Genomic DNA, 16,600 nt, shown 5'->3' with positions numbered 1-16,600 from the left:
CGCATCCGGAACATCCCACGCGGGCCGCCACCAGGACATTCCATCGCGACCGCCGCTGGGACAGCCCATCGCAAGACACCCCGTCGCAGCGCATCCCATCGCAGCGCACCGCAGGGCAGGGCATCCCACCGCCGCGCAGAGAGCATCCCACGGCACCGCACCGCAGGGCATCCGCCGCGCGGGGCAGGGCAGCGCAGGACGTTCCGTCCCACCGCAAGGCATCCCGTCGCAGCGCATCCCACGGCACCGCAGGGCATCCCACCGCAGCACAGCGCAGGGCGAGACGTTCCGTCCCACCGCAGGACATCCCATCGCAGCGCGCTCAGGGCAGGGCAGCCGCTCTCAAGGCATCCCGCCGCGACCGCCGCCAAGGCATCCCACCGCAGCCAGCCAAGCATCCCGCCGCACCGCACTCCTGAAGGATTCCCGAAGGACTCCCGAAGGCCCCGCCTCGCGCCAACCACGGCATCGGCGAAGGGCGGCCGCGCACGCCATCCCGCCTCCGGGACGGCGTGCGCGGACCGTGGTTGCGCGCAGCGGCCAACCCCGGTAGCGCAGGACGGGCGCGCGGAACCTTCAGAAAAGAACGGAACTCAGCGGAGCACCAGGAGGGCAGCCCGGGCGAAGTCGGTCATGAGCCCTCCTTCCGGCACAGTCACAAAGCCAATGAGGTCTTCCAGTGATGCTTCAAGCATGCCCGATCCCGCGCACCGCCGCAACGGATTTATCCAACCGTCCACAATGGACAAATAATCACGAGAACAACGTGTCCAGCTTCGCCCGGACGCGATCGAGATCCTCGCTGTATTTCAGCACCGCGCCAAGGGTCCGCGCGGCCGTCTCGGCGTCCAGCTCGTCGCGCTGGAGCGCGAGCAAAGCCCGTGCCCAGTCAAGGGATTCGGCGACGCCCGGCGGTTTGAGAAGGTCCATCGCGCGCAGCCGGTGCACCGCGTCGGCGATCTGGCGGGCGAGCGTCTCGCCGATGCCGGGCAGCCGACGGCGCAGAATGCTGATTTCGCGCGCGAGATCGGGATGTTCGAGCCAGTGGTAGAGACACCGCCGCTTGAGCGCGTCGTGCACCTCGCGGGTGCGGTTGGACGTCAGCACGACCAGCGGCGGCTGCTCCGCGCGCACCTCGCCGTACTCCGGAATCGTGACGGTGTATTCGTCCAGCAACTGCAAGAGAAACGCCTCGAACTCGTCGTCCGCACGGTCGATCTCGTCGACGAGCAGCACGCACGGTGTCGTCGTGAGCGCCTGCAGCAGCGGGCGGGCGAGCAAGAACCGCTCGGTGTACAACGAGCGCTCGGCAGTTTCCGCGTCAAGCCGTCCGCCGTCGGCCGCTTCGAGGGCGCGCAGGTGCAGCAGCTGCCGGGGGAAATCCCATTCGTAGAGCGCCTGCGCGGCGTCGATGCCCTCGTGGCACTGGAGCCGCACCAACGGCCACTGCAGCGCCTCGGACAACGCGAGCGCCAGCGAGGTCTTTCCGGTGCCCGGCTCGCCCTCGCAGAAGAGCGGACGCTGCATCTTCGTCGCGAGAAATCCCGCGGTGGCCAGCCCCTCGTCGGCGAGGTAACCGGTGGTGTCGAGGGCGGCCGCGAGCGCGTCGGGCGAGGCGAGGGACTCTGTCACGCCTTCGATCGTAGAACCGCTACCGCCTGGTTCGCTGTCCGCCGCCAGTCCACCTTGGATCCGCCCGGCTACCGAGCCCGTGGCTCATCGCCGCTCCGCGCCAGGCCCAGCCAAGTCCCCGGGCCGATCGACGTCGCTGCCGCTGCCGAGGTCGCCGCACTCGACGAGACGCACGTCAGTCCGCCCGCGCAGCCAATCCCGCGCCCCGTGGTCGCCCTGCGCCGTAGCCGCGATTTCGCCCCACCACCGCCGCCCGAACAGCACCGGATGCCCAGGAACACCCTGGTAGGCAGCCCGGACAACCGCGTCCTCGGACGCCTCCCCGACGATCCGCGCGAGCGCCGCGGCAGGCACCCAGGGCAGATCCACAAGGTGCACGAGCACCGCGACCGCCGAGTCCCCGGGCAGCGACTCCAGCCCGGCTTTGAGCGACTCCCCCATCCCGTCCTGCCACCGCACGGCAGGCACCGGCGTCACCTCCGGCGGCAGCAGCTCCCGGACCTGCTCAGCCGACGCGCCGACCACCACCCGCACCGACGCGCAACCAGCCTCGGCCAAGTTCCGGACGGCTCGCCGGACCAGCGGCTCCCCGTCGTATTCGACCAGCGCTTTGGGCCCGCCGAACCGCCGCCCCGCCCCGGCGGCGAGCAGCAGACCGGCAACCGGCTCCGGCATCGGCACCTCTCAGCCCTTGATCGCTCGCCCCGGCGCGACCACGGCGAGATCCGCCGAGATAGCGGCCGCGGTCTCGAGCAACGGCGGGACGAGCTGAGTACGGACGGTCTCCACCGGCGTCCGGTTCGCGTGCGTGGAGATGTTCACCGCGGCGACCGCGCGGCCCTTCTGGTTGCGGATCGGCGCGGCGACGGAGCGGAGGCCTTCTTCGAGTTCCTGGTCGACCATCGCCCAGCCCTGCTCCCGGACCTTGGCCAGCTCGGCCTCGAGGGCGGTGCGCTGGGTGAGCGTGTGCGAGGTCAGCCGGTCGAGGTCGGCGACGATGAAGTAGGCGTTGAGTTCGGTCCGGTCCATGTCGGCGAGCAGCACGTGCCCCATCGACGTGGCATGGGCGGGGAACCGCGTGCCGACGTTGATGCTCACCGTCATGATCCGCGACACCGCGACGCGCGCGACGTACACGATGTCGGCGATCTCCAGCACCGACACCGAACTCGACTCGTGCACCTCCGCCGACAGCCGTTCCAGGTGCGGCTGCGCGACCTCGGCCAGGCTCAGGCTGGACAGGTAGGCGTAGCCGAGTTCCAGCACGCGCGCGGTGAGCGAGAAGTACTTGCCGTCGGTGCGGACGTAGCCGAGGTCGACGAGCGTCAGCAGGAACCGGCGTGCGGCCGCGCGGGTCAGCCCGGTGACGCGGGCGACGTCGCTCAGCGTCGGATGCGGGGCCTCGGCGCTGAACGCCTTGATCACCGCCAGCCCGCGCTCCAGCGACTGCACGTGGTGCGCGCCGCGTTCGGCCTGGTCGTCGGATTCCATGCGGTGAACCCTATCCGGCCGGCGGCTGAGCGGTGGGTTCTCCCAGCTCGGCGAGGACGCGCTGGGCGATCCCGATCGCGGCGTTCGCCGACGGCACCCCCGCGTAGACGCCGGTGTGCAGCAGGACCTCGCGGATCTCCTCCGCGGTGAGCCCGTTGCGCACCGCCGCGCGGACGTGCATCGCCAGCTCGTCGTGACAGTGCAGCGCGGTGAGCGCGGCCAGCGTGATGCAGCTGCGGGTCCGCCGGTCGAGGCCTTCGCGCGTCCACACCGAACCCCACGCCGCTTCGGTGATGTACTCCTGGAACGGCTTGCTGAACTCCGTGGTCCGCGCGACCGCCCGGTCGACATGCTCGTCGCCCAGCACCTCGCGGCGCACCCGCATGCCCGCCTCGTAGCGGTCTTCGGTCACTGCTCCTCCGTGATCCGCTCGAGGATCAGCCGGGTGAATTCCTCCGGCTGTTCGTAGCTGCCCAAGTGCGCCGCGGAGGCGACGACCTCAAGCCGGGAGCCGGGGATGCCGTCGGCGATGGCCTGACCGTGCGGGTCGGCGGGCGTCGACGGGTCGTCGGCACCGGCGATCACCAGCGTCGGGACGGAGATCTTCGGCAGGTCTCCGGTGAGGTCCATCCGCTCGATGACCTCGCAGCATCCGGCGTAGCCCTCGTCTGGCTGGGACTCGACCATCTCGCGCAGGTACGCGACCTGGTCCGGATGCGCCTGCGCGTAACCCGGCGTGACCCAGCGGCCGACACTGGCTTCCGCGACGGCCCCGGTGCCCTCGGCCCGCACGGTGCGCGCCCGGTCAGCCCACATCTCGGGCGGACCTAGCAGCGCCGACGTGCAGCACAACGTAAGGCTCGCCAACCGGTCCGCAGCGTGCGCGCCGAGCCACATCCCGGTCATCCCGCCGAGCGACAAGCCGACGAAATGCGCGCGCTCGGCACCGAGGTCGTCGAGCAGCCCCAGCACGTCGCCGCCCAGATCGGCCAGGTCGTACGGACCCGGCGGCACCGGCGACGCCCCGTGCCCGCGCGTGTCGTACCGGACCACGCGGAATCCGCGTTCGGTCAACGGCGCGACCTGCGGCTCCCACATCCGGTGGTCGCTGCCGATCGAACTGGAGAACACCACCACCGGACCCGCTTCCGGGCCTTCCACGACCCGGTGCACCCGGACACTGCTCACGCTTGAACCTCCACAATGGACACGGCCGGTCAGACCGAGAAGAACACCGTCTCGCCTTCGCCCTGCAACCGCACGTCGAACCGGTAACCGGTGCCGTCTTTCTTGGCCAGCAACGTATCCCGTCGCTCCTCGGGAACACTCGCCAGCACGGCGTCGTCGGCGTTGTCCTGATCCTCGAAGTAAATACGCGTGACCACCCGGTTCAGCAGCCCGCGAGCGAACACTGACACGTCGATGTGCCGCGCCTGCCCGGACCCGGACGCGTCCGGCACGATTCCGGGCAGCAGCGTGAGAATCCGGTACTGGCCTTGTTCGTCGGTGGGACACCGGCCGAACCCGCGAAACGGCGTGGCGGGCTTCCCGCGCGGATCGTCGGGATGGTCGAAGCCGCCGTCCGGATCGGCCTGCCACGTCTCGATCATCGCGTCCGGCACCGGATTGCCCGCGCCGTCGTACACCCCGCCGCGGATCCACACCGCGCCTTCGGTGCCTTCCGGGACCACGAACGGCCCGTCGTCCCACGGCAGCCCGATGGACAGGTACGGCCCGACGGTCTGCGAGGGCGTGCCTTCCAGCCTCACTCGTCCTCCTCCTCGTCCTCGAACACCGACTGTTCGCGTCCGCGCACTACGATGTCGAACTGGAACGCCAGCGCCCATTCTTCCTCGGTGCGGTCGAGGTCGAACCGGGAGATCATCCGCTGCCGCGCCTTCTCGTCCGGGATGGAGTTGAAGATCGGGTCCTGCGAGAACAGCGGATCGTCCGGAAAGTACATCTGCGTGACGAGCCGCTGGGTGAACGCCGAGCCGAACACGGAGAAGTGGATGTGCGCGGGACGCCACGCGTTGTCGTGGTTCTTCCACGGGTACGCGCCGGGCTTGATGGTGGTGAACTCGTAGCGCCCGTCGCCGTCGGTGAGCGTGCGGCCGAGCCCGTCGAAGTTCGGGTCGAGCGGGGACGGCCAGCGGTCGCCGGTGTGCCGGTAGCGACCGCCGGCGTTGGCCTGCCAGATCTCCACGAGCGAATCGCGGATCGGCCGCCCGTCGCCGTCGAGAAGCCTGCCGGTGACGATGATCCGCTGCCCCTGCGGCTCGCCCGCGTGCTGGCGGGTGAGGTCGTTGTCGAGTTCGCCGAGCCGCCCCGGGCCGAGCAGCGGGCCGGTGACCTCGGTGAGCATCTGCGGCAGCAGGACCAGCGGCTGCGTCGGATGCCGCAACGTGGTGGAACGGTACGGCGCGTAGTCGAGCGGCGGGTGCGTGCCGTCCGGATCGGGCCGGTACTGCGGCAGCCGCCGCTCGGTCGGTGTGGCCACGATGCCTCCCTTTCTCAGCGATTCTCGAGCACGACAGCGAGGCCCTGGCCGACGCCGATGCAGATCGCCGCGAGGCCCCAGCGGCCGCCGGTGCGGCGGAGCTGATGCGCCAGCGTGCCGATGATCCGGCCGCCGGACGCGCCGAGCGGATGCCCGATCGCGATGGCCCCGCCGTTGACGTTGACGATCTCCGGGTCGAGCTTCGACCATTCTTTCAGGCAGGCCAGCGACTGCGCCGCGAACGCCTCGTTCAGTTCCACCGCGGCCAGGTCGCTCCAGCCGATACCCGCCCGTTCGAGCGCGATCTCCGCCGCGCGCACCGGCCCGATGCCGAACACATCCGGGTCGACCCCCGCCGCACCGCGGCCCGCGAGCCTCGCCAGCGGTGTCTTGCCGAGCCGCTCGGCCGCGGCCGCGTCGCCGAGCAGCAAGGCTGAAGCACCGTCGTTCAACGGCGACGCGTTGCCCGCCGTGACAGTGCCGTTTTCCTTGCGGAACACCGTTTTCAGCTTCGCGAGCTTCTCGGGCGTGGAATCCGGCCGGATGCCCTCGTCCCGGGTCAGGTCGACGCCGTCGACCGGCACCACGTGGTCGTCGTAGAAGCCCTCGTCCCACGCCCGGGCGGCGTTCGCGTGACTGCGCGCGGCGAACGCGTCCTGCTCGTCCCGGCTGATCCCGTAGCGCTCGGCGAGCAGTTCGGTGGACTCGCCGAGGGAAACGGTCCACTGCGACGGCATCGCCGGGTTGACCATCCGCCAGCCGAGCGCCGTGTTGTACAGCGTCTGGTTCCCGGCAGGGAAAGCCTTGTCCGGCTTCGGCATCACCAGCGGCGAACGGCTCATCGACTCGACACCGCCCGCGACCACCAGCGACGCGTCGCCGACCTGGATCGCCCGGCTCGCCTGCATGGCCGCCTCGACGCCGGATCCGCACAGCCGGTTCACCGTCGCACCGGGCACCGACGTCGGCCAGCCCGCGAGGAGCGCGGCCATCCGCGCCACGTTGCGGTTGTCCTCGCCCGCCCCGTTGGCGTCGCCGAGCACCACTTCGTCCACTGTGGACGGATCGAGCCCGTTGCGCTCGGCCAGCGCGCGCAGCACGCCCGCGGCCAGGTCGTCAGGGCGCACTCCGGAAAGGGCGCCGCCGTAGCGCCCGAAGGGAGTGCGGATCGCGTCGAGTACGTAAGCGTCGCTCATTCGCCGGCCTTCTTCAGTTCACGGAGCAGGGTCAGTTCGCGTTCGGTGGGCGCGGGGGTGGTCTTGAGGTCCGCGGCCGTCTTCAGTGTCCACCCCGTCGCCGCCACGGCTTGCTCCAGCTCGACTCCGGGGTGCAGTTCGGTGAGCGTGAGTTCCGCCGTTTCCGGATCAGGCCGCATCAGGCCGAGGTCGGTGACCACGAGCGTGGGCCCGGCGCCGCGCAGGCCGAGCCGTTCGCGGTCTCCCCGGCCGGTGCCGTGGCCGAACGACGTCACGAAGTCGACCTTGTCCACGAACGTCCGCTTGCTTTGGCGCAGCACGACGAACACTTCCTTGCAGGACGCGGCGATCTCCGGCGCGCCGCCAGCGCCGGGAAGGCGCACCTTCGGGTCGTGGTAGTCCGAGCCGATCACCGTGGTGTTGATATTGCCGAACTTGTCGAGCTGCGCCGCGCCGAGGAATCCGACGTCGATCCGCCCGGGCTGCAGCCAGTAGTTGAACACCTCGGGCACGCTGACCACCGCGTCGGCGGTGTCGGCCAGCTCGCCGTCGCCGATCGACAGCGGCAGCCTGCCGGGTTTCGCGCCGAGACAACCCGATTCGTAGATCAGCGTGAGGTTCGGGGCATGCGTGCGACGAGCCAGGTTCGCCGCCGTGCTGGGCAATCCGATCCCGACGAAGCACGACATGCCCTCGCCGAGCGCGCGGGCCGCGGCGATGCTCATCATCTCGTCGGCGGTGTACTCGCTCATGCCTTCACTCCGGTCAGGTCGTTCAGCCACTTGCCGAATTCCTCGCGATCCCGTCCGATCTCGTCCCACGCCTGGTACGCCGCGTTGTCCCGTTCGTAGTACCCGGCGGCATACGAGGGCGCCGCGCCACGCGGAGCCTCGGCCACCGCGGTGACCGCCCACGAGGGAAGCACCAGCGCGCCCGGCCGTGACTCCAGCTCGTCCACAACCTCTTCCACCGTGACCAGCGAACGCTTCGCCGCGAGCACCGCTTCCTTCTGCACGCCGGCGATGCCCCACAGCTGAACGTTGCCCGCCCGGTCGGCGCGCTGCGCGTGCACGATCGTGACGTCCGGGTTCAGCGCGGGCACCGCGGTGAGCTGTTCGCCGGTGAACGGACAGGTGATCGGCTTGATCGTGTCCGTCTGCGCGGGCAGATCGGTGCCCGTGTAGCCGCGCAGCACAGCGAACGGCAACCCGGAAGCGCCTGCGACATAACGGTTCGCCATGCCCGCGTGGCTGTGTTCCTCGATCTCCAGCGGCACCGGCCACGAATGCTGCACGGCGTCGCGGAACCGGTGCAGCGAGCCGACCCCGGGGTTGCCGCCCCACGAGAAGATCAGCTTGCTCGCACAGCCCGCGCCGATGAGCTGGTCGTAGACGATGTCCGGCGTCATCCGCACGAGCGTGAGATTCCGCCTGCCCTGACGGATGATCTCGTGCCCGGCCGCCACCGGGATGAGGTGCGTGAAGCCCTCGAGAGCGACGGTGTCCCCGTCGTGCACCAGCTCGGCGACCGCCTCGCCGAGCGACAGCACCCTTGCCATCACGAGCCCTTCCGTCTGGATCTTCCTGCTTCGGTCATTCCGTGCTAGCGTGTTCGCATAGCGCACAGACGTTCTGCATAAGAACATAGCACGGACCGGCGGCCCGCGGCGAGTACCCGAACGGCGGGACGGACGTCCGGACAGACGGCACAGAACACGGCGAAGGTTCGCGAGAGAGGAATGAGGTGAGGCGATAAGACAACACAGTGCGCTGGGAGTCGGCGAACGGGTTTCGCGGCCGGCACAGAGCGGCGCGGTCGGCGGCAGACCGGAATTTCGTTGCGTGGTACCGCAATGCGGAATTCGGGCACTGTCCGCGTCGGCGGCGTTCTGTCGCGGTTGGACGCTCCGTCGCAGCTCAGGCGGGTGTCCGGCGGTGAGCGCGCCGCGAACCTCGCTCGGGCGGCACGGTCGGCATTAGGCTGCTCGGCATGCCGAAGATCGCTGTCACCCGCTGGATCCCGGACGAGGCCGTGCAGGTGCTCGGCGAAGCAGGCGAAGTCGAGATCTCGCCGGAGGACCGGCCGCTCACGCCCGAGGAACTGCGGAAGTTCGTCGCCGGATCGGCCGCGGTGGTGTCGATGCTGCACGACCGGATCGACGGCTCAGTCGCGGACGCGGCGGGTCCCGAGCTGAAGGTCGTCGCGAACGTGGCGGTGGGCTACGACAACGTGCAGGTCAGTGCACTGGCCGAGCGCGGGGTCGTGGTCACCAACACGCCGGGCGTGCTCACCGACGCCACCGCGGATCTCGCGTTCGGATTGCTGCTGGCCGTCTCGCGGCGGCTCGGCGAAGGCGAACGCTTGCTCCGCGCGCGGCAGCCGTGGTCGTTCCACCTCGGCTTCCTGCTCGGGTCCGGGCTGCAGGGCAAGACGCTCGGCATCGTCGGGCTCGGGCAGATCGGCCGCGCGGTGGCGAAGCGGGCGGCGGCGTTCGGGATGCGGGTCGTCTACTCCGGACGGTCGGCGAAACCGGACTTCGACGGCGAGTTCGTGGCCTTCGGCGAACTGCTGCGGCGTTCCGACTTCGTGTCGCTGCACTGTCCGCTGACTCCCGAGACCCGGCATCTCGTCGACGCGGATGCGTTGCGGGCGATGAAACCGACTGCGTACCTGGTGAACACCACGCGCGGTCCGGTGGTCGACGAGTCGGCGCTGGCCGACGCGCTCGAAGCCGGCGAGATCGCGGGCGCGGCGCTGGACGTGTTCGAGAAGGAGCCGGACGTCGAGCCGCGGCTGCTGGACCGCGACGACGTCGTGCTGACTCCGCACCTCGGGTCGGCGACGGTGGAAACCCGGACGGCGATGGCGGTGCTGGCCGCGCGCAACGTCGTCTCGGTGCTCGCCGGTGCCGAGCCGCTGACGGAGGTGGGCCGGTGACCCGGGTCGTGATCGCACCGGACAAGTTCAAAGGAAGCCTGACCGCGGTCGAGGTGACGGACGCGATCGCGCAAGGCGTGCGCGATGCCTTGCCGGACGCCGAGATCTCCGCGTGCCCGGTCGCCGACGGCGGCGAAGGGACGCTGGAGGTGCTCGAAAACGCGGGCGGCTCGGTGGTGCGCTTGTCGGTGCGCGGTCCGCTCGACGAACCGGTCGAGGCGCGGTACGTGCTGCTCGACGGCACGGCCTACGTCGAGTCGGCGCGAGCGTGCGGGATCGAGTTCGTGACGCCGAGCCGGGACGTCGCGTTGGCCGCGCACACGTGGGGCGTCGGCGAGTTGCTGAACGACGCCCTCGCCCGCGGCGCGCGGCGGCTCGTGCTGACCGTCGGCGGCACCGCGAGCACCGACGGCGGTGCCGGGATGCTGGCAGCGATGGGTGCTGGCGTCGTCGACGCGTCGGGCACACCGGTCGGGCTCGGCGGCGGGTCGCTGGCGCAGGTCGCGCGCGTCGACCTGGGTCCAGCGCGGGAACGACTGGGCGCGGTGCCAGTCGCGGTCGCCACGGATGTGACGAACCCGCTGCTCGGCGCGAACGGTGCGGCGGCCGTGTTCGGTCCGCAGAAGGGCGCGGGACCAGACGACGTCCAGGCGCTGGACGAAGCACTGGCGCACTGGGCGAAGGCGCTGGGGCAGGCCGGCGCATCGGATGTCTCCGACCTCCCCGGAGCCGGGGCGGGAGGAGGGGTCGCGGCAGGAGCGATCGCCGGACTCGGCGCGACGGTCGAATCAGGCTTCGACCTGATCGCCGCGCTGACCGGCGTCGACACCGCGTTGACCGGCGCGGACCTGGTGATCACCGGCGAGGGCTCGCTGGACGAGCAGTCGCTGTCCGGCAAGGCCCCGGCAGGCATCGCGGCTCGCGCCGGGCGGAGGGGCATCCCGTTGCTGGTGCTCGCCGGGCGGATCCAGCTGGACGCGGACGCGCTGGCCGGGCTGGGCGTCGTGGGCAGCGGCGCGCTGATCGACCATGCGCCGTCGCTGGACTACGCCCGCGCCCACGCCGCGGAACTGCTGCGCGAGCGAGCCGCAGTCCTGGTCCAGGACTGGCTGCGCACCCAATAACGAAGCGCCCCCGCGATCAACCTCGGGAGCGCTTCCGCACAGCCACCCCGCCGGCCGGACAACACTGCGTCCAGGACACGGCGTCGCCGTTCAGGAATCGGCCATGGTTCGCCTCGCCGGAGCCCGGACGTTCTCAGACATCCGACGGCACCGGCGAACGGCACACGGGATCAGCGGACGAGCATCGCCGCGCGAACCCCGTGGCCGAGCGTTCGCAGAGCCGTCAGGCGGACTGCTGCTGCGGCAGAACGGCGAAGGCGACGTCGCCGGTGTCGTCCTGCTGGACGTCCAAGACCTTGTCGTCAAGCAGAGCCGCGGCCTGCGGCTCGAGGAAGACCTTCGCCCCGCCGTCGGCGCCGACGATGCGGTCGCCGTCCTCCGGGGCCGGGGCTACGGACAGCGCCAGCTGGGCACCGTCGCCTTCCATGCTCTGCAGCGCGAAGCGCAGGCCGCTCTGTTCGGAGCCAGTGCCTTGCTCGGCGGTCAGCGCAGTGATCGCCTCGGCGGCGGCTTCGGTAACGGTCAGCATCTTTCGGCCTTCCCTTCGTCGCAGTCGGATGCGCACGGTCGGTTGCAGGGTGGTTTTTCACGCTAAAGGCGGCACGACGGTCGCGCAGTGTGAGCGCCAGACCGCTGCCGCGTCGGTGGAACCTGTCACAAATACGTTTGAGATCAGGATCTTCGGGCCATGGCCGACCGGATCGCGTCGGCGACCGTGCATCCCCCGTGGTCGACCCGTTCGCCGTGGCTGGATTCCGCGGGCCACCCGGTCTGCTCCGGTTCAGCGTCGCCGACCTCAGCCGGCACACTCACGACCGGCCCGCCCGGCACCGGCGGCTGGACCTCCGGCTGCTCCCCCGCCCGCTGCTCCGCGTAAGCGCCTCCGGGACGCTCCGCGGACCGGGGCTCAGGAGGGCAGAACGAATCGACGCGAGCGCTGTCCATGCCGGGCGCTTGACTCTGGCGGAGAGTGTCGTCGCCGGGATCGCTCACGGGCACCTCCCGAAACTCCGGATCGTTCGTGGTGAGCTACCCGAGGCGGCCTCCGGTGAAACGGGCCGAAAGGCTGTCGCCGGAATCACAGGGTTTCCTCGGGCCGACCAGGGCATCAGCGGGCGAAGCGGAGCTAGCGTCAGGACTATGACCACCACAAGGTGGATGCCGCGCGGCCGGATCGGAATCCGCCCCCGGCGCACAACCGGCCCGGACGCCGCCCCCGGCGACGCCACCGCGGAATTCCGCACGCGCGACCAGGCCCCGGACCACCGCTCCCCGGCATTCGAGACGGCCGACCGGCACCACCCGGCTGACGACGGCCTGACCACGCCCGCTGACGAGATCGGCCATCGCCGCGACCCGCTGGCCGACGACGCCGACCGTCACAGGAAGAACGCCCGTCGCCACTCAACGGCCAACGGCGCCGGACTGCAGCCGCCGGAACCCGAAACCGAGGGCCTTAGCCGCTCGACGGCCAACGCGACCGCGAATCGCCGCGGAACGGCGACTGACGACGCGGGGGCTCCGCCGAACCCTGGAGGCGAGGTCGCCGCCCCCGACCGGGTGACCGACGCTGCCGAGCTGCTGCGGTCAGAGATCAGCAAGCACGCCAGTCGCCGTTCAACGGTCAATCCCCACGGCCCTCGCCACGAACCGGCGACAGACGAGGCTCAGCCGTCGCGATCGGAAGCCAGCATCAGCGGCCATCCAACGGCCAGCACGAACCCCAACCGCCTCCAACCGGCAAACGACCGCGCCAAGCCGCAGCCATCGGAAGACGACAGCCAGCTCGCCCGTCGCCGTTCAACGGCCAATCCTCGCGGCCCTCGCCACGAAGTGGCGACCGGCAACGCCGACCCGCTGCCGTCAAGCATCGCCACAGAAACTAGCCACCTGCCAAAAACCGCGACCGACCTCAACGCCGCCCACGACCAGACCGGCCCAGCCCCGGCTTCCGCCTCGATCGCGCACCCAGCACCCCCGAGCGCCGCCGACAACCGGCCCGCCCAATCCGGCAATCGCACCGCCCGCCGTCGCGAAATCGGGGGTCACGCCGCGTGGTACCTGGCCGCCGGAGTCGTCACCACGGGCCTGCAAGCCGTCCTCTTCCTCGCTCTCCGCCCGGAAATCGGCGCGCAATGGGCGAATCTCGCCGCGCTCGCGATCACGACGGCCGGCAACACCGAATTCCACCGGCGCGTCACGTTCGCCAACCGGAGCAGCCGCGCAGGCAAGCGGCATTTCCAGGATCTCGTCACTTTCGCCTTCTACGCCGGCTACGGATCGGTCGTCCTCGCCACCCTCGACGCCGTTGTCACGCATCCCTCGGCCGGGCAGCAAACGACCGCGCTTCTCGCGGCCAGCTTCGTCGGCGGGGTCGTCCGGTTCGCGGTACTGCGCTGGTGGGTTTTCGCCCGGACGCGGCGCGGCGACGCGCGGCAAGATCACCAACGGTAGTGGAACCCGTTCTACCCGCAGTGCGACCACTCTCTGTTGCGCTACCCGGCTATCACTCTTCGTGACGCACGAAATCGGACATCCGCACATGCTGCGAGGCCGGATTCGTACTGTGCGTCGGCTGGTCTCGTTTGTGTCAAGACCACTGCTGCTAACGGGGTATTCGTAGTTGAAATGTGGACGGTCGGCCTCCAGCCGCTTAAGGTTACGGAGCGTCGCAACGATCGCAGTACTCCCCCCGTTCGATCGGAGTACCTGCGACCGCAACATCACAGAGTGTTGACCCCGAGACAGCGACGGTCACAGGGTTGCCGGGGAGACGACCATGACAGCACCGTCGAAGACGTCCCGTACCGCGGGTTCCGACGTCGCGGGCTACGTGAGCCCTGCGACGCTGCCCCGGTCCGGCGGGCGCCTGACCAAAGAAGACCTCGACCCGCTCGTATGCGCCGCGGGACAGGGCGATCAAGCCGCGATCGCCGACCTGCTGCACGTGCTCCGTCCCGTCGTCGCCCGCTACTGCCGGGCGCGGATGGGCGGCCGCGACCTCTCCTACCTCGCCGCCGACGACGTCGCGCAGGACGTCTGCATGGCCGTCCTCAAGGCCCTTCCGGATTACCAGGACCGCGGCGGTTCCTTCCTTTACCTCGTGCACGCGATCGCGGCCAACAAGGTCGCCGACGCCTACCGGGCCGTCGCGCGCGACCGTTCCGAGCCGGTTCCCGAACTGCCGGAGCACCCGCTCGCCGGCGGCAACGAGCCGGAATCGCACGCGCTGCGCCTCGACCTCGGCAGCCGCCTGCAGGAACTGCTCACCCGCCTCGCCCCGCTGCAGCAGGAAATACTGGCGCTGCGCATCGTCGTCGGCCTCAGCGCGAACGAGACGGCCGAGACGCTCGGCATTTCGCCGGGCAACGTCCGCGTCACCCAGCATCGCGCGCTGTCCAAGCTCCGCGAGATGGTGCAGGGCCAGGAGTTCTGAGCCGTTTCGTCACCCGAACGGCTTGAACTCCGCCCCGGACCCCCGAATCGCTCGACACGCGCTGATCCGCGCGGCACTCTGGATTCACCCGCCGCATCTCAGCTCAACTCATAAACGCGTGCCGCCGTGTGCTCGAAGACCTCCAGCCGTTCCGGGTCGCTCAGCACGCCGGTCAGCGACACCGCCGCGTCCAGGACGACTTCGTACGCCGCAGCCAGTTCGCACACTGGCCAGTCGGAGCCGAACATGACCCGGTTCGCGCCGAACGACTCGAAAACGTGGTCTGCGTAGCGGCGCAAGTGGCCCACCTGCCATGCGCGCCAGTCGGCTTCCGTCACCAAGCCGGACAGCTTGCAGTGCACGTTGCCGTGCGCGGCCAGCGAGGCCACGCCGTCCGCCCACGGCTGCCATTCGCCGGCCGCGATGCCGGGTTTCGCGGCGTGGTCGAGGACCAGCCGCAAGTCCGGCAAGCGTTCGGCGACCTGCCGGGCGGCGGCGAGCTGCGCCGGTGCCACCAGCAGGTCGTAGACCAGGCCGGCGGTGCTGACCGCCGACAGGCCGCGCAGGACTTCCGCGCGCAGCAGCCAATCCGGGTCCGGTTCGTCCTCGATCTGGTGCCGGATGCCGACCAGCGGGCCCAGCTCGCGCAGCCGTGCCAGCCGGTCGGACACGTCCGGGGCGGCGAGGTCGACCCAGCCGACCACGCCGGCCACCAACGGCTCGGACGCCGCGGTGGCGAGGAACTCCTCGGTTTCCGCCTCGTCCGACACGGTCTGCACCAGCACCGTGGCGTGCACGCCCGCCGCGGTGGTCACCGTGCGCAGATCGTCGACGGTGTACGGCTTGCGGATCGGGGCCAGCGCGTCGCCGGACATCCACGGGTACTCGCGGCGCGCCGGATCCCACAGGTGGTGGTGCGAATCGATCACTGCGTCCCTCCGGACACGACGGGGCGGGCGGCCGATCGCAGCAGCCCGGCGTCGGCGAGGTCGTCCCACAGTACGGCCGGGATCCTCGCCGCTGCCCGGCGAACGTTCAGCGACACCTGCTCCGCGTCGTGCGCGCCGACGACCACCGACACCACCGCTGGGTGCGTGCGCGGCAACGCAAGCGCCGCTTCCGGCAGCGAAACACCGTGTCGCGCGCAGATTTCCGCGATCTTGCGCGCCTTCTCCACAAGATCCGCAGGAGCGGCCGCGTAATCGTAAATGGCGCCTGGCTGTTCGGTGGCGAGAATTCCGCCGTTGAACACCCCGCCGGCCACCACGCCGACCCCGCGTTCGACGCACAGCGGCAACAGTTCGTCCAATGCCGGTTGATTCAGCAACGTGTAGCGACCGGCCATCAGCACATGATCGAGATCGAACCGGCGCACGAATTCGGCCAGCATCGGCGCCTGGTTCATCCCGGCTCCGATCGCCCCCACCACGCCCTGCTCGCGCAACTCCAGCAACGCCGGGAACGCTCCCGAAACCGCTTCCTCGAAATGGTCGTCCGGATCATGCACGTACACCAGATCGACACGGTCGAGACCGAGCCTTTCCAAACTTGCTTCCAGTGAGCGCACCACTCCGTCGCGGCTGAAATCCCAACGGCGCCGGTAAGTCCCGGGGACGTCGAAGCCCTCGTCGTCACGCTCCCCGGGCACCACCGCGCGCGGTTCCAGCACTCGTCCCACTTTCGTGGACAAGACGTACTCCGCGCGCGGATACGCCGCCAGCGCAGCCCCGAGCCGGCGTTCCGACAGGCCGAGCCCGTAGTGCGGCGCGGTGTCGAAGTAGCGGATGCCCTCGTCCCACGCCCGCCGCACGCTCGCCGCGGCGGTTTCGTCCGGCACCGCGTGGTAGAGGTTGCCCAGTTGCGCGCCGCCGAGTCCCAGCGGAGGAAGGTCCACGGTCACGCCTCCGCCGGGAGTTGCCAGACCAGCCCGAGACCGTGGGCGACGTCGGAATGATCGAGATCGAGCAGTTCGTTGATCCGTTTCTGCCACGCGATGTCGGCCGGGTCGCCGGCGAGTTTCGCGCGCATCTCCTCGAAATCGTCCACCTCGACGAAGTGGAACAGGTCGAGCCCGTCGCGCCAGATCCGCCACGACCGCACCCCCGCACGGCGCAATGCGGCGTCCAAGTCGCTCGGGATCACCGCGTGCACCTCCTCGTACGTTTTCTCCATTCCGGGCTTGAGCCGGGTGCGCAATGCGACCGTGTGCGGCGCCGGACCGTGGGTCATCGTTCCTCCTGACGGGAGTCGTGGCACGCTGTAGGGGGTAAACATCCGAGGTCTC

19 protein-coding genes are annotated in these 16,600 nt (G+C 70.2%); 4 read left to right on the top strand and 15 right to left on the bottom strand.

The genetic code is table 11. The annotated features are described in order from the left end of the window. Positions 1-753 precede the first annotated feature (753 nt). From ACFSVL_RS19585 to ACFSVL_RS19540, 10 genes are all read right to left on the bottom strand, one after another. On the bottom strand, positions 754-1,632 hold the full coding sequence (locus tag ACFSVL_RS19585; RefSeq protein WP_378306116.1) for an AAA family ATPase: 879 nt from the start codon (positions 1,630-1,632) through the stop codon (positions 754-756). 84 nt (positions 1,633-1,716) lie between these two features. Beyond that, positions 1,717-2,307 (bottom strand): nucleotidyltransferase family protein, encoded by a 591-nt coding sequence (locus tag ACFSVL_RS19580; RefSeq protein WP_378306114.1) that lies wholly within the window; start codon positions 2,305-2,307, stop codon positions 1,717-1,719. A 9-nt stretch (positions 2,308-2,316) separates the two neighbouring features. After that, positions 2,317-3,123: an IclR family transcriptional regulator domain-containing protein gene (locus ACFSVL_RS19575; protein ID WP_378306112.1), complete on the bottom strand. Its 807-nt coding sequence runs from the start codon at positions 3,121-3,123 to the stop codon at positions 2,317-2,319. Positions 3,124-3,133: 10 nt separating this feature from the next. After that, the gene (gene pcaC / locus ACFSVL_RS19570; protein WP_378306110.1) at positions 3,134-3,535 is read right to left on the bottom strand and encodes a 4-carboxymuconolactone decarboxylase; all 402 of its coding nucleotides are present in this window, start codon (positions 3,533-3,535) and stop codon (positions 3,134-3,136) included. Beyond that, on the bottom strand, positions 3,532-4,311 hold the full coding sequence (gene pcaD / locus ACFSVL_RS19565) for a 3-oxoadipate enol-lactonase (protein WP_378306108.1): 780 nt from the start codon (positions 4,309-4,311) through the stop codon (positions 3,532-3,534). The genes pcaC and pcaD overlap by 4 nt, the downstream gene beginning before the upstream one ends. 29 nt (positions 4,312-4,340) lie before the next feature. After that, on the bottom strand, positions 4,341-4,892 hold the full coding sequence (pcaG, locus tag ACFSVL_RS19560; protein WP_378306106.1) for a protocatechuate 3,4-dioxygenase subunit alpha: 552 nt from the start codon (positions 4,890-4,892) through the stop codon (positions 4,341-4,343). Then, positions 4,889-5,623: a protocatechuate 3,4-dioxygenase subunit beta gene (gene pcaH / locus ACFSVL_RS19555; protein ID WP_378306104.1), complete on the bottom strand. Its 735-nt coding sequence runs from the start codon at positions 5,621-5,623 to the stop codon at positions 4,889-4,891. The genes pcaG and pcaH overlap by 4 nt, the downstream gene beginning before the upstream one ends. A 14-nt stretch (positions 5,624-5,637) precedes the next feature. Further along, positions 5,638-6,819 carry a thiolase family protein gene (locus ACFSVL_RS19550; protein WP_378306103.1) on the bottom strand — a complete coding sequence of 394 codons (1,182 nt, stop codon included), beginning with the start codon at positions 6,817-6,819 and terminating at the stop codon, positions 5,638-5,640. Next, entirely contained in the window at positions 6,816-7,571 is a 756-nt protein-coding gene (locus tag ACFSVL_RS19545; RefSeq protein ID WP_378306101.1) for a CoA-transferase subunit beta, read from the bottom strand. The genes ACFSVL_RS19550 and ACFSVL_RS19545 overlap by 4 nt, the downstream gene beginning before the upstream one ends. Continuing rightward, positions 7,568-8,377 (bottom strand): CoA transferase subunit A, encoded by an 810-nt coding sequence (locus tag ACFSVL_RS19540; protein WP_378306100.1) that lies wholly within the window; start codon positions 8,375-8,377, stop codon positions 7,568-7,570. The genes ACFSVL_RS19545 and ACFSVL_RS19540 overlap by 4 nt, the downstream gene beginning before the upstream one ends. 431 nt (positions 8,378-8,808) lie before the next feature. Between ACFSVL_RS19540 and ACFSVL_RS19535 the strand changes: the two genes are divergently transcribed. Further along, positions 8,809-9,756 carry a 2-hydroxyacid dehydrogenase gene (locus ACFSVL_RS19535; protein ID WP_378306098.1) on the top strand — a complete coding sequence of 316 codons (948 nt, stop codon included), beginning with the start codon at positions 8,809-8,811 and terminating at the stop codon, positions 9,754-9,756. Then, a complete protein-coding gene (locus tag ACFSVL_RS19530; RefSeq protein WP_378306096.1) occupies positions 9,753-10,880 on the top strand; it encodes a glycerate kinase in 1,128 nt (375 codons plus the stop codon). The genes ACFSVL_RS19535 and ACFSVL_RS19530 overlap by 4 nt, the downstream gene beginning before the upstream one ends. Positions 10,881-11,103: 223 nt before the next feature. Here ACFSVL_RS19530 and ACFSVL_RS19525 read toward each other — a convergent pair whose 3' ends face one another. Both ACFSVL_RS19525 and ACFSVL_RS19520 read right to left on the bottom strand, forming a co-directional pair. Continuing rightward, positions 11,104-11,409 carry an iron-sulfur cluster biosynthesis protein gene (locus tag ACFSVL_RS19525; RefSeq protein WP_378306094.1) on the bottom strand — a complete coding sequence of 102 codons (306 nt, stop codon included), beginning with the start codon at positions 11,407-11,409 and terminating at the stop codon, positions 11,104-11,106. Between the two features lie 143 nt (positions 11,410-11,552). Beyond that, the gene (locus ACFSVL_RS19520; protein WP_378306092.1) at positions 11,553-11,873 is read right to left on the bottom strand and encodes a hypothetical protein; all 321 of its coding nucleotides are present in this window, start codon (positions 11,871-11,873) and stop codon (positions 11,553-11,555) included. A 1,044-nt stretch (positions 11,874-12,917) separates the two neighbouring features. Here ACFSVL_RS19520 and ACFSVL_RS19515 point away from each other — a divergent pair. Both ACFSVL_RS19515 and shbA read left to right on the top strand, forming a co-directional pair. Next, a complete protein-coding gene (locus ACFSVL_RS19515; RefSeq protein ID WP_378306495.1) occupies positions 12,918-13,334 on the top strand; it encodes a GtrA family protein in 417 nt (138 codons plus the stop codon). Between the two features lie 325 nt (positions 13,335-13,659). After that, a complete protein-coding gene (shbA, locus tag ACFSVL_RS19510; protein ID WP_378306090.1) occupies positions 13,660-14,316 on the top strand; it encodes an RNA polymerase sigma factor ShbA in 657 nt (218 codons plus the stop codon). Positions 14,317-14,414: 98 nt separating this feature from the next. Here the strand turns inward: shbA and ACFSVL_RS19505 are convergent, their stop codons facing one another. From ACFSVL_RS19505 to ACFSVL_RS19495, 3 genes are read right to left on the bottom strand one after another with little or no spacing between them, the layout of a single operon-like run. Continuing rightward, positions 14,415-15,245, bottom strand: a complete 831-nt coding sequence (locus tag ACFSVL_RS19505) for an amidohydrolase family protein (protein WP_378306088.1) — start codon at positions 15,243-15,245, stop codon at positions 14,415-14,417. Beyond that, positions 15,242-16,216 (bottom strand): aldo/keto reductase, encoded by a 975-nt coding sequence (locus tag ACFSVL_RS19500; protein WP_378306086.1) that lies wholly within the window; start codon positions 16,214-16,216, stop codon positions 15,242-15,244. The genes ACFSVL_RS19505 and ACFSVL_RS19500 overlap by 4 nt, the downstream gene beginning before the upstream one ends. Continuing rightward, complete coding sequence (locus ACFSVL_RS19495; RefSeq protein WP_378306084.1) at positions 16,213-16,545, bottom strand: L-rhamnose mutarotase; 333 nt, start codon at positions 16,543-16,545, stop codon at positions 16,213-16,215. The genes ACFSVL_RS19500 and ACFSVL_RS19495 overlap by 4 nt, the downstream gene beginning before the upstream one ends. Positions 16,546-16,600: the final 55 nt, after the last annotated feature.

The organism is Amycolatopsis silviterrae (assembly GCF_042684085.1).
GTDB lineage: Bacteria > Actinomycetota > Actinomycetes > Mycobacteriales > Pseudonocardiaceae > Amycolatopsis > Amycolatopsis silviterrae.
Note: the sequence above shows the minus strand (reverse complement) of the source record. Positions and strands in the feature narration are given on the sequence as shown.

Coding starts and splice junctions, on each gene's coding strand:
- ACFSVL_RS19580 (WP_378306114.1), bottom strand. CDS start 2,307: ATGCCGGAGCCGGTTGCCGGTCTGCTGCTCGCCGCCGGGGCGGGGCGG.
- ACFSVL_RS19575 (WP_378306112.1), bottom strand. CDS start 3,123: ATGGAATCCGACGACCAGGCCGAACGCGGCGCGCACCACGTGCAGTCG.
- ACFSVL_RS19550 (WP_378306103.1), bottom strand. CDS start 6,819: ATGAGCGACGCTTACGTACTCGACGCGATCCGCACTCCCTTCGGGCGC.
- ACFSVL_RS19545 (WP_378306101.1), bottom strand. CDS start 7,571: ATGAGCGAGTACACCGCCGACGAGATGATGAGCATCGCCGCGGCCCGC.
- ACFSVL_RS19540 (WP_378306100.1), bottom strand. CDS start 8,377: ATGGCAAGGGTGCTGTCGCTCGGCGAGGCGGTCGCCGAGCTGGTGCAC.
- ACFSVL_RS19535 (WP_378306098.1), top strand. CDS start 8,809: ATGCCGAAGATCGCTGTCACCCGCTGGATCCCGGACGAGGCCGTGCAG.
- ACFSVL_RS19525 (WP_378306094.1), bottom strand. CDS start 11,409: ATGCTGACCGTTACCGAAGCCGCCGCCGAGGCGATCACTGCGCTGACC.
- shbA (WP_378306090.1), top strand. CDS start 13,660: ATGACAGCACCGTCGAAGACGTCCCGTACCGCGGGTTCCGACGTCGCG.
- ACFSVL_RS19495 (WP_378306084.1), bottom strand. CDS start 16,545: ATGACCCACGGTCCGGCGCCGCACACGGTCGCATTGCGCACCCGGCTC.